Raw genomic sequence first — 23,945 nt, forward strand, 5'->3', positions numbered from 1 at the left:
CATTAAAATTAGTTAATGTCATTGTGAAATGTTAAATTCGCCGCCATGGAGTTTTCGTCAAAATTATTAGAACGGGCGGTAAATGAAATGTCTCAGTTACCAGGAATAGGAAAGCGGACAGCATTACGTTTGGTTTTGCATATGCTTAAGCAACCTAAAGATCAAACTTTAGGGTTAGCAAATGCTTTACAAAATATGCGCAATGATGTGAAATTTTGCACTTCGTGTCACAACATCAGTGATGTGGCACTTTGTGAAATTTGTTCAAATCCTAATAGGTTGACTGACGTTATTTGTGTAGTAGAAGATATACGAGATGTTATGGCTATTGAGAATACAAGCTCTTTTAAAGGCTTGTATCATGTTCTAGGAGGTAAAATTTCTCCAATGGATGGCGTTGGGCCTCACGACCTAAATATTGAGTCTTTAGTAACAAAAGTGGCCAAAGGCCAAGTGAAAGAACTTATTTTTGCATTAAGTTCTACCATGGAAGGTGACACTACTAATTTTTATATTTACAAACAAATTCAGCAGTTTAATATAACAACGTCAACCATTGCCCGAGGGATATCAGTTGGTGATGAATTGGAGTATGCTGACGAAATTACGTTGGGAAGAAGTATAGTAAACAGAATCCCGTTTGAATCTTCGTTAAAACATTAAAAAGAAGTTTAAGTTTGAAGTTATCTGTAGTTATTTTAAATTACAATGTTCGGTATTTTTTAGAACTCTGCATTAAGAGTGTACAGGCGGCATTAAAGGATATTGATTCTGAAATTATTGTTGTTGATAATAACTCTGAAGATGATAGCTGCAACATGGTAAGAGAACTGTTTTCAGAAGTTATCTTAATCGAGAACAGAGAAAACTACGGCTTTTCAAAAGGGAATAATATTGGTGTTAAAAAAGCTCAAGGAGAGTACGTGTGCATTTTAAATCCTGATACCGTAGTAGGCGAGGATACCTTTGAAGTTTTATTAAAATTTGCAGAGTCAAAAGAGGATTTAGGAATAGTAGGGTGCAGGCTGATTAATGGCAAGGGAGGTTTTTTACCAGAAAGTAAGCGTAATATACCATATGTTCAAGCGGCTTTTAAGAAATTGCTAGGAGATTCAAAAGCGTATTATGCACATAATGTACCAAAGGAATCAATATCAAAAGTAGATATTCTGGTAGGAGCTTTTATGTTACTGAGAAAGAACGTATACAATGAATTAGGAGGTTTTGATGAAGATTATTTTATGTACGGTGAAGATATTGATATCTCTTATAAGTCCTTGCAACAAGGATATCATAATTATTATTATGGCGGTATAACAGTCATTCACTTTAAGGGAGAAAGTACATTACGAGATAAAAACTATGCGAAACGTTTTTATGGCGCTATGCAAATTTTTTATAAAAAACATTTCAGGAAAAACATTTTGTATGATCTTATAGTTTGGTTAGGTGTTCAAATAGTCTATACTTTTAGAACAAAACCAGAGTTGAAGAAAAAAAGAGTACAACAGTATGCTTTTATTTCAAATAAGCAGAATGAGTTATTAAATAAAATCTTGGGAAAAAATATTTTTTTAATGCAGAAGTTAAAATATTTTTCTGTACCTACAGAAGTTATTTTTGATGCTAATTTTATGTCATATAAAGAAATCATTTGTAATATTGAAAAACAAAATAACATAGCTAATACGACTTATAAAATATTGCCAAATAATTCAAAATTTATATTAGGTAGTGATAGTACTATAGATAGAGGAGAAGTTTTTGTTTTTGATGAGTAATTTGAGTATTATCTACTATTCAGCTTTTATTTTTATTATTTTTGCAAAATTAAATTAAAAAACAAGGAATACGTTACTAATATGGCAAGGGTTGAACTTAAGTTACCAAAAATGGGAGAAAGCGTTGCTGAAGCAACCGTAACTACATGGCTAAAAGATGTTGGTGATTCTATTGAAATGGATGAGCCCGTTTTAGAAATTGCTACAGATAAAGTAGATAGTGAGGTGCCTAGTGAGGTAGATGGTGTTTTGGTAGAACGACGTTTTAATATAGATGATGTGGTTCAAGTAGGTCAAGTTTTGGCTATTATAGAGACTGATGGAGACGAAGATACTGAGGGGTCAAATTTAAGTAAAACCGAAGAATCCGCAGAGCCTGAAATTCAAGAGGCTGTAGAGCAGGTGATTCAAACTATTTCGGTTGCGGAGCATGCGGTAACGTCTGTAATATCTAGTGAAGAACGTTTTTATTCGCCTCTGGTAAAAAATATAGCAAAAGAAGAAGGGATTTCGCAAGAAGAGTTAGACGCTATTCAAGGTACAGGAAAAGATGGCAGAGTTACCAAAAATGATATTTTAAAATTCATTGAAAATAAGGGTGGTGGTGAACTTCAAGTATCAAAACCACAAGAGGTTAAAAAAGAGGTTACTCCCAGAGAGGCTGTCAAACCAGAAAAGCCTAGAGTTCTATCAAGCGGAGAAGACGAGATTATAGAAATGACTAGAATGGGTAAGCTTATTGCTAACCATATGGTAGAATCTATTCAAACTTCAGCACACGTGCAAAGTTTTATTGAAGCTGATGTGACGAATGTTTGGAATTGGAGAAAAAAGGTGAAAGAAGGTTTTATGAAGCGTGAAGGAGAAAATTTAACCTTTACTCCAATCTTTATGGAAGTGATTGCTAAGGCGCTTCGTGATTACCCTATGATGAATATTTCGGTACAGAATGATAAAATCATAAAAAAGAAAAATATCAATATAGGAATGGCAGCGGCGTTACCCGATGGTAATTTAATAGTTCCTGTTATAAAAAATGCGGATCAACTAAATTTAGTAGGCATGACCAAACAAGTTAATGATTTGGCCAATCGTGCCAGAATGAATAAGTTAAAACCAGATGAAATTCAGGGTGGCACTTATACCGTTACTAATGTTGGGTCTTTTGGAAGCATCATGGGAACGCCTATAATTAATCAACCTCAAGTAGGTATTTTGGCCTTAGGCGCTATTAGAAAAGTGCCCGCAGTTATTGAAACACCAGAGGGTGATTTTATAGGGATTCGTTATAAAATGTTCCTGTCTCATTCCTATGATCACCGTGTAGTCAATGGGGCTTTAGGTGGTATGTTTGTAAAGTCTGTAAAAGATTATTTAGAGGCTTGGGATGTAAACAGGGAATTATAAAGTATAGAATTAAAGCACTTATAAACCTAATCATTTATACGGTTAGGTTTTTTTATTTTTGCACAAAGCGCAGTATAATTAATTAAGAACTAATGCAGTTACACTTAACAAAACCCATTTGTTTCTTTGATTTAGAAACAACAGGTGTCAACATTACAACAGATAGAATTGTAGAAATATCAGTTTTAAAGATATATCCTAATGGTACGGAAGAAAGTAAAACCTGGTTAGTTAATCCTGAAATGCCTATACCAAAGGAAGTGACAAAAATTCATGGTATTACTGATGAGAAAGTGGCCAATGAACCAACGTTTAAAGAGTTGGCTAGAGACATTTACAACATGATAAAGGATTCAGATTTAGGAGGGTTTAATTCTAATCGATTTGATATCCCATTACTAGCAGAAGAAATGTTACGTGCCGATGTTGACTTTGATATGAAGAATAGGTTAGCTGTTGATGTGCAAACTATTTTTCATAAAATGGAGCAACGTACCTTGAGTGCCGCCTATAAGTTTTATTGTAATGAAAGTTTAGAAGATGCGCATAGTGCTGAAGCAGATACCAAAGCGACTTATGAGGTGTTAAAAGCGCAAATAGACAAGTATGAAGAGTTGGAAAATAGCACAAAATTTTTAGCCGAGTTTAGCGCCAGAAAGAAGTTTGCAGACTTTGCAGGATTTATTACTTATAATAAAAAAGGAGAGGAATGTTTTTCTTTTGGGAAACACAAAGGAAAATTAGTAACAGAAGTTCTTGAAAAAGAACCAGGGTATTTTGGTTGGTTGCTTAATGCTGATTTTCCATTATATACCAAAAAAGTACTTACAGCCATTAAATTAAGAAGTTTTAATAATAAACTAGGCTAAAATAAGAGGTTTACTTTTTTTAGGTGGTGTTACACAAGAATCCTTACTTCAAAACCAATGATAAAAATAGATTATGAAGCTGATTTGTATAGGAAGAAATTATGCAGAGCATATTGAAGAATTGCAAAATGAAAGGCCAGAACATCCAGTGGTGTTTTTAAAACCAGATACCGCTATTTTACTGAAAAAGCAGCCTTTTTTTATTCCTGATTTTTCTGATGATGTACATTATGAAGTTGAGGTTCTTGTTAAAATTAATCGCGTAGGAAAGTATATAGATAAAAAGTTTGCGCATAAATATTACAAGGAGATAGGGTTAGGGATAGATTTTACAGCCCGCGATATGCAGAGTCAATTAAAAGCAAAAGGGCTGCCTTGGGAAAAAGCTAAAGCATTTGATGGAGCCGCTGTAGTAGGTAAGTGGATGGATAAAAATGCTTTTTTAGATATAAACAACATTGAGTTTTCTTTAAAAAAGAACGATAATATTGTGCAAAATGGAAATACAAGCCATATGCTTTGGAAAATTGATGAATTAATAGAATATGTCTCAAAATATTTCACTTTAAAGATAGGAGATATTATATTTACAGGTACTCCAGCAGGAGTTGGTAAAGTAAATGCTCATGATAAATTAAAGGGGTTTATAGAGAACAATGAGATGTTTTCAATACATGTAAAATAAAATGGAACAGCATTATAAATTATTTAGAGTAAAGGAATTAGCAGATAATGATACCGACTTTATAGCGGCGTTGGCTGCAGCTTTTTTAGAAGAAGTGCCCGTAGATGCAGAACGTTTAAAGAAAGCCGTAGCAGAAGAAGATTATTTTAACGCTTATCAAGCCGCTCATAAAATGAAGCCAACGGTTGATTTGTTTGAATTAGGCGTGCTCGATACTTTAATAGAGGTACAGGATTGGGGAAAGTTTGAGAAAAGAGGTGAAGATATATCCTCTCAATTGGCTATTGTAATTTCAGCGGTTGATAATGCTACTGCCGAAATAAAATCTGATTTTAATTTGTAATTATGTTAGCCGAAATTATAACCATCGGCGATGAACTTCTTATAGGGCAAGTTGTTGATACAAATTCTGCCTTTATAGCTAAACAACTTAATAAAATTGGGGTTTCTGTATATCAAATAACCTCAATACAAGATGATAAACTACATATTTTACAAGCATTAAAAAATGCAGAAAGCCGTGTAGATATAATTATTTGTACAGGTGGGTTGGGACCCACAAAAGATGATATTACAAAAAAGACAATAGCAGAATATTTTGAAGACACCTTGGAAAGAAACGATGCGGTTCTTGAAAATATTGAAACTATTTGGAAGCAGCATGTGCGGACTACCATGCTACAAGTTAATAGAGACCAGGCGCTTATTCCTTCAAAATCAAAACCTTTAATGAACCGATTAGGAACGGCACCAGGTATGTGGATTGAAAAGCAGGACAAGGTATTTATTTCATTGCCTGGGGTACCTTATGAAATGACCGAATTGGTTGATAATGAGGTTATTCCTAAGTTGAAAGAAAAATTTAATTGTCCGTTTATACTTCACAAAACTATGATTGTATATGGTTTAGGTGAAAGTGCTTTAGCCGACAGAATAGCCTCTTGGGAAGATGCTTTACCTAGTCATATTAAACTTGCGTATTTGCCAAACTTAGGAAAAATGCGATTGCGGTTATCTACTAAAGGTTCTGATGAAGCACAATTAAAAAAAGACATTCAAGATCAAATCAACAAGGTCATTCCGTTAATAAGAGAAGAGTATGCAGGTTTAGAAGATGAAGATGGTTCAGTAGAAGTAGTAATTGCCAAGCAGTTAACAAAATTGGGCGATACTTTAGCTATAGCAGAGAGTTGTACAGGAGGTGCGGTAGCAGAACGGTTTACTGTGCATTCAGGAGCTTCAGCCTTTTTCAAGGGAGGTTTAGTTACCTATTCGACACAATCAAAGATAAAGGTGTTGCAAGTTCCTGAATCAGATATTAATACATATTCGGTAGTAAGTGCTCAAGTGGCAGAATCTATGGCTCGGAATGCAAAGGCCTTATTTCAGTCAGATTACGCAATTGCAACCACAGGAAATGCAGGGCCCACAAAAGGAGATTCTGATGCCGAAGTTGGTACAGTACATATTGCTATTGCAACCAATACAGAGGTGTATTCCCAAGCCTTTAACTTCGGAAATTCAAGAATAAAAGTCATTAATAAAGCGGTTAATAAAGCTTTAGAAATGCTCTTGAAAGAAATTTTTAAAAATTGACAACATTTTAATTGTCATAATATAAAGAATTTGTATATTTGCACCTCGAATTTAAGCAACAAAGAATTTAAAGTTATATAGAATGTCAAGAGTTTGTGAACTTACAGGGAAGAAGGCAATGGTTGGAAACAACGTGTCTCATGCATTAAATAGAACTAAGCGCAAATTTAACGCGAACTTAGTGAAGAAACGTTTCTACATTCCAGAGGAAGATAAATGGGTAACTTTAAAAGTTTCTACATCTGCTTTAAAAACTATTAATAAAATAGGTATATCTGCAGCAATTAAAGAAGCAAAATCTAAAGGATTTTTAAAATAATAGCTGTATTTAATAAGTAAAAGACATGGCAAAGAAAGGTAACAGAATACAAGTAATCTTAGAGTGTACTGAGCACAAAGAATCTGGTCAACCAGGAACTTCAAGATATATTACTACAAAAAATAAAAAAAATACGCCAGGAAGAATGGAGATTAAAAAATTTAATCCTATCCTAAAGCGTATGACAGTTCATAAAGAAATTAAATAAGACATAGATCATGGCAAAGAAATCAGTAGCATCATTACAAACAGGATCTAAAAGATTAACAAAAGCAATAAAAATGGTTAAGTCTCCAAAAACAGGAGCTTACATGTTTGTTGAGTCTATAATGAGTCCAGAAGAAGTTAACGACTTTTTAAAGAAATAAAAGGTTTCGTTTCAAGATATTATAAGCTGCTTTCATATAGAAAGCAGCTTTTTTATTTTTATATTTGAATGCTTTTCTGTCAAAATAGCAGAAAAGTAAATATGGTAAGAAAATTGACTACCATGTTTTAAGGTGTTATCTGATTGTATATGTAGAATGCGTTTCTGGCAACTTTATAAGGAAGCGTTTTTAACAGATATTTCAATCGTTAATACTATAGCGTTTAACCAACCAAAAGAGACCATGAGTTTTTTTAAAAAAATATTTTCTTCCGAGAAAAAGGAAACTTTAGATAAAGGCTTAGAGAAATCAAAAACTAGTTTTTTTGGAAAGCTAAGTAAAGCCGTTGCAGGAAAATCAAAAGTTGATGATGAAGTATTAGATAATCTTGAAGAAGTTTTAGTGTCAAGTGATGTTGGCGTAAATACTACACTTAAAGTGATTGAGCGCATTGAAGAACGTGTGTCTAAAGATAAATACTTGGGAACCGATGAACTCAATCAGATTCTTAGAGAAGAAATTGCAGCGCTGTTAAGTGAAACAAATTCTGGTGAAGCAACAGATTATACCATTCCTGAATTACCTAAACAAGATGGTGGCCATAAAACACCTTATGTTTTAATGGTAGTGGGGGTTAATGGTGTTGGTAAAACCACTACTATTGGTAAATTGGCCTATCAATTTAAAAAGAAAGGATTAAAAGTCGTCTTAGGAGCTGCTGATACGTTTAGAGCTGCTGCTATAGATCAACTGCAAGTATGGGCAGATCGTGTAGAAGTACCAATGGTACGTCAAAATATGGGAAGTGATCCTGCTTCTGTGGCTTTTGATGCTGTAAAATCTGGTGTACACCAAGATGCAGATGTAATAATTATTGACACCGCAGGGAGACTCCATAATAAGGTAAACCTTATGAATGAGTTGACAAAAGTAAAACGCGTTATGCAAAAGGTTGTGAGTGATGCCCCGCATGATGTTCTTTTGGTGTTAGATGGTTCTACAGGGCAAAATGCTTTTGAACAAGCTAAACAATTTACGGCAGCCACTGAAGTTACGTCATTAGCGGTTACCAAACTTGATGGAACAGCCAAAGGCGGTGTTGTTATCGGTATTTCAGATCAGTTTCAAATTCCTGTAAAGTATATTGGCGTAGGTGAAGGTATTGAAGATTTACAAGTATTTAATAAATATGAATTTGTGGATTCGTTTTTTAAATAAAAATTAAGAATTCAAGATATTTAAAAGAGACATGATGCGTTATGTCTCTTTTTTGTTTTTAGAATGAATTCTATATCCATCATCATTACGTATCTTTGCAGCCTGATTTATAGAAATTATGCGTACAAAATCTCTAAAGAAAAATAAGATCAATGTAGTTACACTAGGTTGTAGCAAGAATGTTTATGACAGTGAGGTCTTAATGGGGCAATTAAAGGCCAGTGGTAAAGATGTAGTTCATGAAGAAGAGGGTAATATAGTTGTAATAAACACTTGCGGGTTTATAAACAATGCCAAAGAAGAGAGTGTAAACACCATTTTGGAGTATATGCAAAAAAAAGAAGAAGGGGAGGTAGATAAGGTATTTGTTACGGGCTGTTTAAGCGAGCGCTATAAACCCGATTTGGAGAAGGAAATTCCTAATGTAGATCAGTATTTTGGTACAACAGAATTACCAGGTTTATTAAAAGCCTTGGGGGCAGACTATAGGCATGAGCTGATAGGAGAGCGTTTAACCACCACGCCTAAAAATTATGCTTATTTAAAGATTGCTGAAGGGTGTGACAGACCTTGCTCGTTTTGCGCTATTCCAATTATGAGAGGTAGGCACAAAAGTACTCCTATAGAAGATTTAGTTATTGAGGCAGAGAAATTGGCAGCAAATGGGGTTAAAGAATTGATTTTAATAGCTCAGGACTTAACCTATTACGGGTTAGATTTATACAAAAAAAGAAATCTGGCAGAATTACTTGAAGCCTTAGTTAAGGTTGAGGGTATAATGTGGATTCGTTTGCATTATGCTTTTCCAACGGGATTTCCGATGGATGTACTCGATTTAATGAAAAAAGAACCGAAGATTTGTAATTATTTAGATATTCCGTTACAGCATATTTCTGATGATCTATTAAAAAGTATGCGCCGTGGTACTACTAAGGAGAAAACAACAAAACTGATTGAAACTTTTAGAGAGAAAGTTCCAGAAATGACTATCAGAACAACGCTTATAGTAGGATATCCCGGAGAAACTGAAGCGCATTTTGAAGAGTTAAAAGCATGGGTGAAGACCATGCGTTTTGAACGTTTGGGGTGTTTTACGTATAGCCATGAAGAGAATACACATGCCTATAATCTTGAGGATGATGTACCTGAGGAAGTTAAAACTGATCGTGCCAATCAAATCATGGAAGTGCAATCTCAAATTTCTTGGGAACTTAATCAGGAAAAAATTGGTCAAGAGTTTAATGTGGTAATAGACAGGAAAGAAGGAAACTATTTTGTTGGAAGAACAGAGTTTGATTCTCCTGATGTAGATAATGAGGTGCTTATTGATGCTACAACTACGTATTTAAAAACAGGCGAATTTGCTAAGGTTAAGGTTGTTGAGGCTGAAGATTTTGATTTATACGCTGAGGTGGTTATCTAATTTTCAGGTTTATTATTTTAAATAATATTGCGTTACTTTTGGATATTTAGCATAGTATGTATGGGATCTAGTCTATTTTCAGAAGTTATTAAATCGGCGTGTTTTGAAACGTTACAGGTTTTGGATATTCCCAATACTGGAGATAACTATATTGCGATTGATTTATCTGAATCGAATACGGACTTAAATGATATAGACCTGACTTCTTCTGAAAACTTCAGTGTTTATATAAATAATTATCTCAAAAATTATAAGGCTCAGGTAGCCTATGGTGGTTATTTAGAAATTCGAAACATTTATAAGCGTAGCTCCCATTTTAATGAAAACACAGAAACAGAACGTAATATCCATTTAGGGTTAGATTTATGGTGTGATGCTGGAACTAAAGTGTTGGCAGTGTTTGCTGGTACAGTACATAGTTTTAATAACAATACCAATTATGGAGATTATGGCCCTACTATTATATTAAAGCATCAAATTGATGAGGATGTGTTCTATACGCTTTATGGTCATTTAAGTTTAGAATCGCTGCATGATTTAGAGGTAGGACTAACAATTGAACAAGGACAACGCATAGGTTCTTTAGGAACTTCGAATGTTAATGGAGACTATCCGCCACATTTACATTTTCAAGTCATTAAAGATATTGAGAGTTTTTGGGGAGATTATCCTGGAGTTTGTAGTCAAGAAAATCTAGCTTTTTATAAAACCAATTGTCCAGATCCTAATATTTTACTGGGGTTAAATCAATGATTTAAAAAGCTTCCATTACTCCAAAGTAAAGTCCTTGATTTCCATCTACACCATAGGCATAGTCTAATCTTAAATTAATTTTTTTCGCAGGAGAAACCATAAATCTTAATCCTGCCCCGGCGCTTGGAAGCCATTGGCGTTCAAATTCTTCTTCGCCATTATTCTCATTGCCCCAAACACTCCCGGTTCCAGCAAAAAATACGGCACCCCATTTTCTATAAAAGCGCCATCTTAATTCAGACTGGAGAGTGATTAAATGTTTTCCTCTATATTTTCCTGCTTCATACCCTCTAAGACTACTTCTTGAACCATAGGTTTGATAGCCGTCAAAAGGAACATCTCCAAAAGCAGAACCTCCCGAAAGTCTCGTTGCTAAAACCTTATCTTTTGCTAATGCGTAATAATAGGTGAAATTATAATCGGTGTCTACATAATTATTATCACTTCCCAGCCAACCATTAAAGAGTTTTGGCCTGATACTAAAAACAAATCCTTTGGTTGGATAGTACACATAATCCCTACTATCATAAGAAAAATTTAGCCCAATACTTGAAATAAAATTATCTTCAATACCATTTTCTTTAAAAAACTCCTCCGTTAATTCGTTTTCTTCTTTGGTGCCTTGGTCAAATTTATAAAGTGTTTTGGTGCCCCAATAAAGAAAGCCTAAATAGAAGTCACTAATTATTTTTCTACTGTATTCAAGAGTTATAAAGTTACGAATTTCCGAGTATACTAAACGTAAATCATTACCAAGTTCATTGTATATGAAATCATTATTAACACGATAAGTTCCTAGGGCTACAGAGGCTCTGTTTCTATCTTCGTTCCAAAAAAAACGACCTGCAGGAACAGCAACATAGCTTTTATTGGTTGAATAAATAGCGTATAAAGCAGCTAGAGAAGGCGGGGAAATTGTGTCTTTTTTATTAAGACTAAAAAGGTACATACCTAAGCCGCCAAAGCCAGTTTTCATTGCAGGATTATTAGTAATTAATGGCACTGCTACAAAAGTTTTTGATGCAGCATTAAAAATAGTATCTTTTTGGGGCTCTTGAGCTTGCATTAAGGTAACATGTAATACAAGAATAAAAGCTGTTAATAATCTGTTTGGTTGCATAACGTGAAATAATGGTCAGTTTAAAAATACAATAAACATTTGAAATTTAAAGATTAAAATGGGACTCAGTGAAAGCATAAAAAACCCAATAGATTTTCTATTGGGTTTTTTATGCTTTTTATAAAATGAGGCAGAATTAATCTTCAATCAAAACCCATTCTCCTTTGGTGATTAAAGGCTCAGCTTGCTTATATTTTAATGTTTTGCTTTCACCGTTCAATACATTTTTAATGGTAACACGGTCGTTACGTCCAATTTTAGGTTTATCACGTACAATAGTTTCAACAACTTCTGGCTGACGTTGGGTGTTTCCTGCAGCGCGATTTTGTGCCGAACGCTCATCCAAATTGGGAATTTCTTCTTTTTGGGTATTCAATTTTTCTTGCTTTCTTGCTCTAGCCTCTTGAATAGTATCTTGTGTTTCCTGAGGTAATTCACCTTTAAAAAGGAAAGAAATCACATCTTTATTTACCTGATCAATCATACTTTTAAACAATTCAAAGGCTTCAAATTTGTATATAAGAAGCGGGTCTTTTTGTTCATGCACAGCTAACTGTACTGATTGTTTCAGCTCATCCATTTTGCGTAAATGCGTTTTCCAGGCATCATCAATAATGGCTAAAGTAATGTTCTTTTCAAAATCGGTAATCAACTGTTTACCGTTAGTTTCATAGGCTTTTTCAAGATCCGTAACTACATTTAAACTTTTTGCCCCATCGGTAAATGGTACTACAATACGTTTAAATTTATCACGCTGATTTTCGTAAACATTCTTTATTACAGGGAAAGCAATATCAGCATTACGGGTCATTTTCTCTCTGTAATGCTCAAAGGCGGTTTTATAAATTTTTGAGGTGATTTCTTGAGCCGATAATGTTCCGAATTCTTGCTCAGAAATAGGAGAACTCATTGAGAAATACCGAATCAATTCAAACTCAAAGTTTTTAAAGTCGTTAGCTCCTTTGTTGGTCTCGGCTATACCTTCAGAAGTATCAAAAATCATATTGGCCAAATCTACACGAAGACGTTCTCCATGTAAGGCATGATGACGACGTTTGTAAACAACTTCACGTTGAGCATTCATGACATCATCATATTCTAACAAGCGCTTACGAACACCAAAGTTATTTTCCTCTACTTTTTTCTGTGCACGCTCAATAGATTTTGAAATCATAGAATGCTGAATCACTTCGCCTTCTTTTAATCCCATGCGATCCATCATTTTGGCAATACGTTCACTACCAAATAAGCGCATCAAGTTATCTTCAAGTGAGACGTAGAATTGCGAACTTCCTGGGTCTCCTTGACGTCCAGCACGACCACGTAACTGGCGGTCTACACGTCGAGAATCATGGCGCTCTGTACCAATAATAGCTAAACCACCAGCTTTTTTAACCTCATCAGATAGTTTAATATCTGTACCACGACCTGCCATATTGGTTGCAATGGTAACTTGACCTGCATGACCTGCTTGTGCTACAATATCAGCTTCTTTTTTATGTTGTTTTGCGTTTAATACATTGTGAGGAATCTTGCGGATACTAAGCATTTTTCCAAGTAACTCTGAAATTTCAACCGAAGTTGTACCAATCAGCACTGGGCGACCTGCCTGTGATAATTTGGTGACTTCATCAATTACTGCATTGTATTTTTCACGTTTTGTTTTATATACTAAATCGTCTCTATCATCACGTGCAATTGGACGGTTGGTAGGAATTTCAACCACATCTAATTTATAGATTTCCCAAAACTCACCGGCTTCAGTAACGGCAGTACCTGTCATACCAGAAAGTTTGCGGTACATTCTAAAGTAATTTTGAAGGGTTACGGTAGCAAAGGTTTGGGTGGCATCTTCAATTTTCACATTTTCTTTAGCCTCAATAGCCTGATGTAAACCATCTGAATAACGACGACCATCCATGATACGGCCTGTTTGCTCATCAACAATCATAACTTTGTTGTCCATCACCACATATTGTGTGTCTTTTTCAAACAAAGCATAGGCTTTTAATAGCTGATTTAAGGTATGAATACGTTCTGATTTTACACCAAAATCTTTAAATAAGTCTTCTTTTAAGGTCGCTTCTTTTTCAGGATCTAGACCTTGTTCTTCAATTTTGGCAATTTCAACACCTATTTCGGGTAATACGAAAAAATTAGGGTTATCTTTTCCAGAAATATAGTCAACACCTTTATCCGTTAATTCTACTTGATTGTTCTTTTCTTCAATAACATAGTACAATTCGGCATCAACCTTTGGCATTTCACGGTTATTATCCTGCATGTAAAAGTTTTCTGTTTTTTGAAGTAGCTGCTTTACACCTTCCTCAGATAAAAACTTAATTAAAGCTTTGTTTTTAGGCATACCACGATAGACGCGTAGTAATTGAAAACCACCTTCTTTGGTGTCACCTTCCTTAATTAACTTTTTAGCTTCAGCCAGAACGCCAGTTAAATATTTACGTTGTACCCCAACAATATCGTCAACTTTTGGTTTTAGCTCATTAAATTCATGGTGATCCCCTTTTGGAATAGGACCAGAAATGATTAATGGTGTACGTGCATCATCAACTAAAACAGAATCTACCTCATCAACAATCGCATAGTGATGCGGACGTTGTACCAAGTCTTCGGGTGCGTGAGACATGTTATCACGCAGATAATCAAAACCAAACTCGTTATTGGTTCCGTAAGTAATATCAGCATTATAGGCTTTTCTTCGTGCTGGTGAGTTGGGCTGATGATGATCTATACAGTCTACACTTAACCCATGGAATTCAAAAATTGGTGCCATCCAAGCGCTATCACGCTTAGCAAGGTAATCATTCACCGTTACTAAATGCACGCCTTTACCAGCAAGAGCGTTAAGATAAACAGGAAGTGTGGCTACCAAGGTTTTACCTTCACCCGTTTGCATTTCGGCAATTTTTCCTTGGTGCATGGCAATACCGCCAATTAATTGAACATCATAATGAATCATGTCCCAGGTAACCGGTTTTCCAGCAGCATCCCAAGAATTGGCCCAAACGGCTTTATCGCCCTCTAAAGTCACATAGGCTTTATCGCCCGAAATCAATCGGTCAAATTCATTGGCGGTTACGGAAATGGATGTGTTATTTACAAAACGCTTTGCTGTTTCTTTCACAACGGCAAAAGCTTCAGGAAGTATTTCATTTAAAACATCTTCGGTGATTTTATAAGCCTCGTCGTTTAGTTTATCAATTTCTTGATAAATATCTTCACGTTTGTCAATGTCTTCGGTGGTTTCAGCTTCTTTATTTAAACTAGCTATTTTAGCATCTATCTCTTTATTGGCTTCAGCTATTTTAGTTTTAAATTCAGATGTTTTAGCTCTTAGTTCATCGTGACCCAAGGTTTCTAAAGCAGCTTCAAAACTTTTAACTTTATCTACAATAGGCATTATGGCTTTTACGTCTTGTTTAGATTTATCGCCAACAAATATTTTTAATACAGAATTTAAAAAACTCATGGTGTAATGTTATATGTTTTTACTAGGTTAATCTAGTTTTTTTTGATGTCAATTTTGCGCTTTCAAAAGCATTCAAAGATACATCTTGTTGCGCTTTTATGTGTGATTTAAAACAAAAAAAAAGCCTCAAATCGAGACTTTTTTGTTATTCTTTATGCTTTTTTAATATTCATCTTCATTCCAGAGGTAATCTTCGTCTGTTGGATAATCAGACCAGATTTCTTCAATAGAATCATAAGAGTCCCCTTCATCTTCAATAGATTGTAAATTCTCAACAACCTCTAATGGCGCACCAGTTCTAATAGCGTAATCTATTAACTCGTCTTTTGTTGCCGGCCAAGGTGCATCACTTAAATATGATGCTAATTCTAATGTCCAATACATTTCTTACGTGTTTAATTTTTGTGCAAAAATAATTTTTTACTTCAAACAAGCAAGAAAAAAATGAAATATTTACTTATTAATTTTAAGAACGTATGTTTTTGTTGACTAAACCGTTGCAAGTTATTTCAATATGGTGTCTTTTAACTTGGATTGAAACGTCCTTTTTTGCCTTCATTTATTAATTTGGGAAGGATTTCTCAATACCATTCAGAGCCATGTAGCAAAAATTAAATTATCGCTTTTCAGGCATCCATTTAATCTCATCAGCTTGCAAATCAAAAGTCAATTTTCGTGCCAACACAAAAAGGTAGTCAGAAAGACGGTTTAGGTACATTAAGGTATGCGGTTCTATGGGTTCAATTTCATCAAGTGCAGTAGCTAAACGCTCAGCTCTACGGCAAACACAACGGGCTATATGACAGAATGACACGGTTTGATGACCGCCAGGAAGTACAAAATGCGTCATAGGAGGCAAAGCCTCGTTCATGGTATCCATTTCCTTTTCTAATCGTTCTATGTTTTCTGGACTTATTTTGGGAATGTTTAAGCGTTCTTTTCCATTTTTTAATAGGGCTTTTTCAGGATCTGTAGCTAAGATGGCACCAATAGTAAACAGGCGGTCTTGAATATGTGTAATTACATCTTTATAATTTTGATTGATGTCTTGGTCTCTAATTAGACCCATGTGTGAATTGAGTTCGTCAATGGTTCCGTAGCTTTCAATGCGTATATGGTGTTTTGGTACACGTGTGCCACCGAATAGTGCGGTGGTACCTTTGTCTCCTGTTTTGGTGTAGATTTTCATATAATGTGTCTCGCAATGACGTAAAAAGCGTCAAGTTTTTTCAAAAGTAATAGAAACCAGACGACTTAACAACTATACGTTTAAACTCAATTGAGAAATGGACTTTAGTATTCTAGTTATTATCAATATGAAATACAAACTTTTTATTATGAAACCCAGTAGGTAAGTCTTTATGTGGCTTGGTAAAATTAGGCATCTCGGAAATAATAGATTTAAGTTTTTCAACAGCCCAATTACCGTTTCCTGAAATACTATTAGATGTGTCTTTAATATGAATGGCGATAGGACTTATAGAACCATTTTTGGCGATTGAAATATAAATTAAAATTTCATTGGTATTATCACTTTTTGCTTTTTGCTTTAGTTTAAATGAATAGTTAGAGGATTTTACCTTGCTCTTTATGTGGTTGCTAATTTCTTCGTTATTGTGTTTTTTAATGTCGTTTAAATTTTTGCAATCTTCACAAGGAGTATATTCCCCAATAATAGAGCATTGAACTTTTTCATCGCATAAAACATATTTCTTATTCGCTATATCCCTAATAACAACTAATGAGTATAGTTTATTGATTGATTTATCGAGTTGTAAACTATCCAGAGGATATTTTTTAAAAGCACTCACAATGTCTTTATTCAAATCTACATTGAGTGCATTGGCCCAAACTTGGTCTAATTTTCCCTTATGGTTAAAATAAAAAAAGACCTTAACTTGAGCACTTTGCTTTAAGAAATTTGGCATAAAGCGAGGATACTGCTTGGGTTTATCACAGGCTGTAACTAAGTTTTGGTCCAATTTATCATTAAAGAATTTGGTGAAGGCACATTGTTCTAAAGTCTCAATTTCATTTTCATCTAGAATCTCTGGGATAAAAAGGTCGAATAGACCTGAAAACATAGAGGCCACTGCTACATTATTCCTTTTAGAAGGTGCTACAACATTGGGTTCAAATAATTTCATAAGTCTAACAACTTCTTTGTTTATTGGATTTAGTTGCTCATACGCAACACCAACAGTGTCTGAGATTTTTTCAAAGCTATCTAGCATTAAAGAGTTAGAATCATACGTGTCATTTATAGGGCGTAAATAGGTTTCATTGGATGTGGTTGTTTTTGGGTTAGCCTTAATATTAGTTTTGAAAGTTTTGGTGCTATCTTTTTTTTGAACTATATTTTCTGGTGATTTGGCATTTAAAATAACTGCACCAAAAGCTCTCGCGTTAGCATTCCATGCACTTTGGGATTTTGTTAGTGTTGAAGTAAAAATGGAATTTGAATTTGTGGAGGGAATAAAATGAAGTTTACCCTTTTTGTCAATTTCAAACTTAACAGGAAGTTTATAGAAACCTATGATGTTTTCTTCTTTAAAAATCCTTTTGTTAAAATTGGCAATAATAAATTTTTCGAAATTTCTTGAGAAACAGCCATAAGCATCAGTATAGCGAGGAGCACTTTGACAGTCTTCAATAGCGTGATAATTAAAAACATCTGAAATAGAAGAGTTAGCGTTAGGCTTCGTTTTATTTAATTTTATTGCCGTTTTTTTGTTCCTTTTGTAGATGTCAAATTTTGGTGGATAATCACTAACTATAACCGTGCTTGCATTAATAAAGGTGGTGTCATTCTCTCTAGTGAATAATTGTATTTTATGTCTTGCTTGATAAAGGTCTGCCAAATTTGGTATTTCGTTAGTTAAAAAGAAAGTCACAAGTTGGTATAATTTTTGATTTAGCTGTTTATTACCAGTATAACCTCTAAAATTCCATGGTCTTCCATTTTTATTTATATCAAATACTATTCTTAAACTATTAATATTTTTGGTCTTGAGTGAATTATTAATTATTTGGAGCTCTTCAGCTGTTATGTGAGATTTTAAATACTGTGAAAGTTTATTGTTAGGAGAAGGTCGGTGCAACATTCTGAAGGATTTTTCCTCAAGACTTTCATCTGTTAATTTGAACTGAGAAAAACTATTTAAGCTAACAAGGAGGAATAAGATTAATAATTTATTCATTTTAATTTGTAAGGTAAGTTGTAAAAGTATAAAATATTGAAAGAATTTCTATCAAAAATAGCGAGAAGGAAGTTATTTTACTAATTATTATATATTGATAAAATCATGAGTGGTTTTTCTGTTAGAAAAAATTATTTTTGTTAACTCATGATTCAAACCAGCTTATGAAAAGAATACCTTTACTCCTTATTTTACTAATAGTTTCAACAGTCAGATCTCAATCTTATATAGGATTTATGGGTGATAATTATAACGGAGTACATAACGTTATTAACAACCCCGCAAACATTGTAAGCACACCATTTAAATTAGATATTAATTTAATGGGTTTTAATGCCTTTGGAACGATGATTATTATGGTGTTGATTTATTAGATGCGCTGAAAGATGATTATAGTTTGATGAGGGCTAATAAATATCCAAAATCTGGGAATCATGCAGCTGCAAATGTTGATGTTCTAGGACCATCTGTGTTGTTTAATTTAGGGGAAACCACATCGATTGCGCTCTTTACTCGAGGAAGATCATTTGGAAATATAAATGATTTAGATGGCGCTTCAATTCAAGCGATTGAAGATGATACAACCGATGATTTTATGATTCAAGAAGACCACGTCAATGTACTTGCACATGCTTGGGCCGAATTAGGTATATCTTATGCCCAGATTTTACTTCATAAAAAGCAGCACGTTTTGAAGACCGGAGTTAGTTTGAAATATTTACAAGGATTAGGAGGTTCTTATGCGGTTGGGGAAAACTGAGGTGTAACTTATGATGCTGATGGAACCGATTTAGGAGGCGGTGAAACCACAGGGAGTATATCATCTACTGGGTTTTTAAATTTTGCACGATTTGATGATTTTGATAGTGATGATTATGAATATGAACTTCCTAAAAAAGCCAAAGGTTTTGGTGCTGATTTTGGATTTACTTATGAGTGGCGTCCCAATCAAAATGAACAAAATCAGGCTGGAGGTTATGAGTTGAAAATAGGCTTATCAGTCACAGACATTGGATTTGTTAATTATAAAGAAGGTATTTGAGAGGGCTACATTGTGACTAATTCAAATATTAGTGAAGAAGATTTTGATAATGCAGAGGACTTTGGTTCTTTTTTAAGGAATTTTTACACCTTGCAAGATTCTGGTAGGGGGGTTAAACTGGATTTACCAACGGCCGTTCATGTAAATGCCGATTGGAACATAAATAATGCATTTTATATAAATCTCAATACAGACGTTTCTTTAATATCTAAATCAAGAAAAACTGCCAATTATATATGGAATACAGTATCCTTAACACCACGTTATGAAAGTAAATGGTTTGGGTTTTACTTGCCATTCAGTGTGATTGAAAAAAGTGGGTTTAGAATAGGGGCAGGTTTAAGGGCAGGCCCGTTGTACATAGGTTCTGGCTCTGTGATTTCTGCAGTTTTGAGTGATAATAATAAAGAGGCTGATGTATATGCTGGTTTAAAAATTAGTTTGTTCAAAAATGAAGCAAAAGATAAGGATGGTGATGGTGTTATTGATAAAGACGATGAATGCCCAAAAACACTCGGCCCTGTTGAAAATAAAGGATGCCCTTGGGGAGATCAAGATGGTGATGGGGTTTTAGATAATGAAGATGAATGTCCGAGTGAAGTAGGACCAGTAGAAAATAATGGTTGCCCTTGGAAAGATACTGATGGCGATGGTGTTCTTGATAAAGACGATAAGTGTAAGTATGACGCTGGCACTGTGGCTAATATGGGATGTCCTGAGGTAGAGATTACCGAAGAGGTTCAAAAAGCGTTAAATGATTTTGCAAAAGTTATTTTATTCAATCATGGTAAGTCTGAAATAAAAGAAGAGTCGCATGAGGTTCTTAATGAAATTGTGAAAATATTAAATGCTTATCCAAGTGCAAAGTTTTCCATTGAAGGACATACCGATAGTATTGGTAGCTATGCGTTTAATCAGAAGCTGTCTGAAGAACGTGCACAATCAGTTTTGGACTTTTTAGTTGAAAATGGTGTAGATGCGAGCAGGTTGAAGGCTGTTGGGTATGGTGAAAGAAGACCAATAGCAACCAATATGTATAAACCTGGTAGAGCCCAAAATAGAAGGGTTGAAATTAACTTGGTTAAGTAAATACTAGAGGAACTCTTTGTTTTAGGTTCTTATTGTAAAATGCTCTTTAGCTTGCTCTTTCCTAAAAAAAACAAACCCCCAGAAAAAGGTGTCAATAGTTACCGTTACTTTGGGGTGTTTTTTTATGATATCCCAAGCTTGTGTCATTTCTTTTGACCAATGGATATCATCAAAAATAAAAACCGTGTCATTATTTACGGTTGGTAAAAGGGTTTTAAAATAGTTTAAGGTAGCTTCCTTTTGGTGATTGCCGTCAAAGAAAATAAGATTGTATTGATTTTGGCTACGCTTAGTAATCGCTTTATAAAAATCTTGATTAATAATCTCAACAGAACTATTGTTGAGATTACCTAATTGGAGTCTGGCAAATGTAGCAGTATTGGGGCAACCTTCAATAGAGGTGATTTTAGCTTTTGGATTACCTAACGCCATAGCATGTGTTGCAATACCTAAAGAACTGCCTAATTCTAAAATTTCTTTCGGCTGAAGGTATTGTACCAAGCGATATAAAAGTTTTGCTCTTTTTAGCGGAGTTCCAGCATGCTTGGCCATATCACATATTAGGCGTTCATGTTGGTTCATGCGTTGTGAGCCTGCACCCAAATCAGTAATTTTTATTGTTGATTTGTTGTTGCGCAATGTGTTTTTGTACTGCTCAATAAGGTGGTAATTGGTATAGCTTTTCTTGTCATAAAAACACTGGGTAACCAAATTAAATACAAAAGGCGAGTGTACCCCGTGTTGATTGGTAGAGGCTATTAGGAATTTTAGGTACTGCTTAACCTGGTAAAGCATGATATGTGATTAATCTTCTAGTTTTGATGAGAGTTCAAACCAACGTTCTTCTTTAGCTTCAATGAGATTAAGAAGTGCTTGAAGCTCTTGAGAGAGTGTGTTAATCTCATCTTGTGACAGGTCTGGATTATTAAACTTGTTCTCCAGTTCCTTTTTATCGAAAGCCAGCGCATTGAGTTTACTCTCAATATTTCTTAATTCCTTTTCTTCGTTAAAAGATAGTTTAGAGGCTTCATTTTGTTTCCAGGATTGTTTTTCTTTTTTGTCTTCGGCTATAGTGGGTGTGTCGGGTTGGCTGTCTTCATAAACTCTATAGTCTGTATAGTTGCCAGGAAAGTCTTCAATGACGCCTTCGCCTTTAAATACAAAAAGGTGATCAATAATCTTATCCATGAAATAGCGGTCATGAGATACTACAATAATACATCCAGGGAAGTCTAAAAGAAAACTTTCTAAAACGTTTAAAGTGACTATATCTAAATCGTTTGTTGGCTCATCCAGAATTAAAAAGTTAGGGTTCTGAATTAAAACAGTGCATAAGTATAAGTGTTTACGTTCGCCGCCACTTAATTTTTCAACAAAGTCATATTGCTTTTTTCTGCTGAATAAAAAGCGTTCTAATAACTGTTGTGCACTTATTTGTCTGCCTTTTTTAAGCGGAATATAATCACCAAATTCACGAATAACATCAATGACCTTTTGTTCGGGTTTTATGGTAATACCATTTTGGGTGTAGTAGCCAAACTTAACAGTGTCGCCTTTTACCACTTTACCTGAGTCAGGTTGAGCTGATTGGGTTAAAATATTCAAAAAGGTTGTTTTACCTGTACCATTCTTACCTATAATACCAACTCGTTCGCCCTTTTTAAAGGTGTAATCAAAACTATTAAGAATCGTTTTGTCTTTGAAGGCTTTAGATACTTTATGGAATTCTAAGATTTTGCTTCCTAGCCGTTCCATATTGAGTTCTAACTGAATTTCGTGATCTTTTCTACGCTGGTGTGCCTTGTGTTTTATTTCAAAAAAATCATCTATTCTTGACTTCGACTTTGTAGTTCGTGCCTTGGGTTGCCTACGCATCCATTCCAATTCTTTCTTAAATAATTGTTTGGTTTTTCCAGTTTCGGCAGCTTCACGCTCTTTACGTTCGGCTCTTTTTTCTAGGTAATAGGAGTAATTTCCTTTGTAATTGTACAGTTCACCTTCGTCTAATTCAATAATTTCGTTACAAACGCGTTCTAAAAAATAACGGTCATGAGTGACCATAAAAAGCGTTATGTTTTCTTTGGCAAAAAAGGCTTCCAGCCATTCAATCATTTCAAGATCTAAATGATTGGTAGGCTCATCCAGGATAAGTAAATCAGGTTTATTTATCAAGGCATTAGCCAAGGCTAAGCGCTTAATTTGTCCGCCTGAAAGCGTGCTGACTTTTTCGTTGAGATTCTCTAGTTTTAATTTAAAGAGAATCTGTTTGTAAAGGGTTTCAAAATCCCAGGCCTGATGCCGTTCCATAGCGTCAAACGCGGCTTGATAAGTATCTGTGTCTTCTGGGTTTAATAGGGATTTTTCGTAGTTAGAAATAACTTTTAAAATGGGGTTATCACTTGCTAAAATGGTTTCTTCAACCGTACGCGTTTTATCAAACTTAGGGTCTTGTGATAAGAAAGATACTTTGATGTCTTTTCTGTAAATAATATGTCCAGAATCGGGTTGGTCATCTCCAGAAAGAATATTTAAGATAGACGTTTTTCCTGTGCCATTTTTGGCTACAAAAGCAATTTTTTGATCCTTATGTACGCTGAACGAAAGGTCTTCAAATAACACCAGTTCACCGTAAGATTTGGATATATTTTCTACGTTTAAATAATTCAAAAGCTAAAGTTTTTTGCAAATAACGGACAAAAAACCAAAAAATACCGCATAAGTTTTATTGTTCCCCCCTAAAACTTATATTTGTGAGAAATCAAACAGCCTCATAATGAAGAGAAGTATTCTTCTGCTAGTCATAATACTACATGTTGTTTTTGTATCCTGTATCACGAATAAAGATACGGTTTACCTTCAGAATAAAGGAACAACCACCGATAGTACTTTGGTAATTAATGAAATACCCAAACCTTATAGAGTTCAGGTCAATGATATACTAAGTATTAATGTAAAGGCTTTAGATGAGGAATTGGTAGGTATTTTTAATCCCGTTCAAAGTGCTACTTCAAGCGGCAATATTTCACAAGGAGGGGCAGGTTTGTACTTTAATGGCTTTACGGTTGATCTGCATGGCAATATAAAGTTTCCTGTTTTAGGAGAGATTAATGTGTTAGGATTTACCATTGAAGAAATAGAAAATAAGGTTAAGGATGAATTGTTAAGTCAGTATTTTAAAGAAAGTGCCGAGATTTTTGTACGTGTAAAACTAGCGGGGTTGCGGTATACGGTAACTGGAGATGCCAAATCGGGGGTGTATACCTTATATCAAGATCGAGTGAATATTATTGAAGCGCTTGCCAATGCAGGCGATGTAGCACTGACAGCGAATAGATCTGATATACTAGTAATAAGGCAATATCCTGATGGGCAAAAAATACACCACATAGATTTATTGGATATAAAGGCCATGGAATCACCTTATTATTTCATTCAACCCAATGATATTATTTTGGTAAAACCTTTAAAACGTAAGGCCTTAGGATTAGGTACTACAGCTACGCAGACTTTACTCACGGTAGCGTCTATATTTTCGTTAGCGGTTTCAACGTATTTTTTAGCAAAATCTCTTTAAATAGTTAAGGC

23 protein-coding genes and 1 pseudogene are annotated in these 23,945 nt (G+C 34.6%); 17 read left to right on the top strand and 7 right to left on the bottom strand.

The features are described from left to right. The first annotated feature begins 45 nt into the window (after positions 1-45). The 13 genes from recR (at position 46) to KFZ70_RS10095 (ending at position 10,419) form a co-directional block, all read left to right on the top strand. Positions 46-663, top strand: coding sequence for a recombination mediator RecR (gene recR, locus KFZ70_RS10035; RefSeq protein WP_139695455.1), 618 nt, complete (start codon positions 46-48; stop codon positions 661-663). A gap of 14 nt (positions 664-677) precedes the next feature. Further along, positions 678-1,781, top strand: a complete 1,104-nt coding sequence (locus tag KFZ70_RS10040; protein WP_139695453.1) for a glycosyltransferase family 2 protein — start codon at positions 678-680, stop codon at positions 1,779-1,781. Positions 1,782-1,862: 81 nt separating this feature from the next. Further along, complete coding sequence (locus KFZ70_RS10045) at positions 1,863-3,188, top strand: dihydrolipoamide acetyltransferase family protein (RefSeq protein ID WP_139695451.1); 1,326 nt, start codon at positions 1,863-1,865, stop codon at positions 3,186-3,188. Positions 3,189-3,280: 92 nt separating this feature from the next. Beyond that, positions 3,281-4,057 (top strand): 3'-5' exonuclease, encoded by a 777-nt coding sequence (locus KFZ70_RS10050; RefSeq protein ID WP_139695449.1) that lies wholly within the window; start codon positions 3,281-3,283, stop codon positions 4,055-4,057. 73 nt (positions 4,058-4,130) lie between these two features. After that, entirely contained in the window at positions 4,131-4,742 is a 612-nt protein-coding gene (locus KFZ70_RS10055) for a fumarylacetoacetate hydrolase family protein (RefSeq protein WP_139695447.1), read from the top strand. A 1-nt stretch (position 4,743) separates the two neighbouring features. After that, positions 4,744-5,085 (top strand): Hpt domain-containing protein, encoded by a 342-nt coding sequence (locus KFZ70_RS10060; RefSeq protein WP_139695445.1) that lies wholly within the window; start codon positions 4,744-4,746, stop codon positions 5,083-5,085. A gap of 2 nt (positions 5,086-5,087) precedes the next feature. After that, positions 5,088-6,338, top strand: coding sequence for a competence/damage-inducible protein A (locus KFZ70_RS10065; protein ID WP_139695443.1), 1,251 nt, complete (start codon positions 5,088-5,090; stop codon positions 6,336-6,338). Between the two features lie 82 nt (positions 6,339-6,420). Continuing rightward, positions 6,421-6,657, top strand: a complete 237-nt coding sequence (rpmB, locus tag KFZ70_RS10070; RefSeq protein ID WP_072402996.1) for a 50S ribosomal protein L28 — start codon at positions 6,421-6,423, stop codon at positions 6,655-6,657. Positions 6,658-6,682: 25 nt separating this feature from the next. Continuing rightward, positions 6,683-6,865, top strand: a complete 183-nt coding sequence (gene rpmG / locus KFZ70_RS10075) for a 50S ribosomal protein L33 (protein ID WP_139695441.1) — start codon at positions 6,683-6,685, stop codon at positions 6,863-6,865. Positions 6,866-6,875: 10 nt separating this feature from the next. Further along, complete coding sequence (locus tag KFZ70_RS10080; protein WP_139695439.1) at positions 6,876-7,025, top strand: DUF4295 domain-containing protein; 150 nt, start codon at positions 6,876-6,878, stop codon at positions 7,023-7,025. Between the two features lie 243 nt (positions 7,026-7,268). Further along, positions 7,269-8,243 carry a signal recognition particle-docking protein FtsY gene (gene ftsY / locus KFZ70_RS10085; protein ID WP_139695438.1) on the top strand — a complete coding sequence of 325 codons (975 nt, stop codon included), beginning with the start codon at positions 7,269-7,271 and terminating at the stop codon, positions 8,241-8,243. Between the two features lie 118 nt (positions 8,244-8,361). Continuing rightward, positions 8,362-9,666, top strand: coding sequence for a 30S ribosomal protein S12 methylthiotransferase RimO (rimO, locus tag KFZ70_RS10090; protein ID WP_139695437.1), 1,305 nt, complete (start codon positions 8,362-8,364; stop codon positions 9,664-9,666). Between the two features lie 60 nt (positions 9,667-9,726). Continuing rightward, entirely contained in the window at positions 9,727-10,419 is a 693-nt protein-coding gene (locus KFZ70_RS10095; protein WP_139695436.1) for a peptidoglycan DD-metalloendopeptidase family protein, read from the top strand. Position 10,420: 1 nt separating this feature from the next. Here KFZ70_RS10095 and KFZ70_RS10100 read toward each other — a convergent pair whose 3' ends face one another. The 5 genes from KFZ70_RS10100 to KFZ70_RS10120 form a co-directional block, all read right to left on the bottom strand. Next, complete coding sequence (locus KFZ70_RS10100) at positions 10,421-11,539, bottom strand: BamA/TamA family outer membrane protein (protein ID WP_139695435.1); 1,119 nt, start codon at positions 11,537-11,539, stop codon at positions 10,421-10,423. Between the two features lie 136 nt (positions 11,540-11,675). After that, a complete protein-coding gene (gene secA / locus KFZ70_RS10105) occupies positions 11,676-15,029 on the bottom strand; it encodes a preprotein translocase subunit SecA (protein ID WP_139695434.1) in 3,354 nt (1,117 codons plus the stop codon). A gap of 162 nt (positions 15,030-15,191) precedes the next feature. Next, on the bottom strand, positions 15,192-15,413 hold the full coding sequence (locus tag KFZ70_RS10110; protein ID WP_019387375.1) for a DUF2795 domain-containing protein: 222 nt from the start codon (positions 15,411-15,413) through the stop codon (positions 15,192-15,194). A 232-nt stretch (positions 15,414-15,645) separates the two neighbouring features. Beyond that, complete coding sequence (locus KFZ70_RS10115) at positions 15,646-16,218, bottom strand: cob(I)yrinic acid a,c-diamide adenosyltransferase (protein WP_139695433.1); 573 nt, start codon at positions 16,216-16,218, stop codon at positions 15,646-15,648. A gap of 112 nt (positions 16,219-16,330) precedes the next feature. Then, entirely contained in the window at positions 16,331-18,229 is a 1,899-nt protein-coding gene (locus tag KFZ70_RS10120) for a hypothetical protein (protein WP_139695432.1), read from the bottom strand. A gap of 164 nt (positions 18,230-18,393) precedes the next feature. On the opposite strand from KFZ70_RS10120, the gene KFZ70_RS10125 reads away from it, so the two are divergent. From KFZ70_RS10125 to KFZ70_RS10135, 3 genes and pseudogenes are all read left to right on the top strand, one after another. Next, positions 18,394-18,603: a hypothetical protein gene (locus KFZ70_RS10125; protein WP_139695431.1), complete on the top strand. Its 210-nt coding sequence runs from the start codon at positions 18,394-18,396 to the stop codon at positions 18,601-18,603. A 26-nt stretch (positions 18,604-18,629) separates the two neighbouring features. Beyond that, a pseudogene (locus tag KFZ70_RS10130) lies at positions 18,630-19,580 on the top strand (DUF5723 family protein); the annotation flags it as partial. Between the two features lie 396 nt (positions 19,581-19,976). Next, positions 19,977-20,360, top strand: coding sequence for an OmpA family protein (locus KFZ70_RS10135; protein ID WP_233244016.1), 384 nt, complete (start codon positions 19,977-19,979; stop codon positions 20,358-20,360). A gap of 21 nt (positions 20,361-20,381) precedes the next feature. Here KFZ70_RS10135 and KFZ70_RS10140 read toward each other — a convergent pair whose 3' ends face one another. Beyond that, positions 20,382-21,155 (bottom strand): O-methyltransferase, encoded by a 774-nt coding sequence (locus KFZ70_RS10140; RefSeq protein ID WP_139695428.1) that lies wholly within the window; start codon positions 21,153-21,155, stop codon positions 20,382-20,384. A gap of 9 nt (positions 21,156-21,164) precedes the next feature. Next, positions 21,165-23,027, bottom strand: coding sequence for an ABC-F family ATP-binding cassette domain-containing protein (locus KFZ70_RS10145; RefSeq protein WP_139695427.1), 1,863 nt, complete (start codon positions 23,025-23,027; stop codon positions 21,165-21,167). A gap of 106 nt (positions 23,028-23,133) precedes the next feature. Between KFZ70_RS10145 and KFZ70_RS10150 the strand changes: the two genes are divergently transcribed. Next, entirely contained in the window at positions 23,134-23,934 is an 801-nt protein-coding gene (locus KFZ70_RS10150; RefSeq protein ID WP_139695426.1) for a polysaccharide biosynthesis/export family protein, read from the top strand. The last annotated feature ends 11 nt before the right edge of the window (positions 23,935-23,945 follow it).

It is taken from the genome of Allotamlana fucoidanivorans (genome assembly GCF_045788535.1).
In the GTDB taxonomy this organism is placed as follows: domain Bacteria; phylum Bacteroidota; class Bacteroidia; order Flavobacteriales; family Flavobacteriaceae; genus Allotamlana; species Allotamlana fucoidanivorans.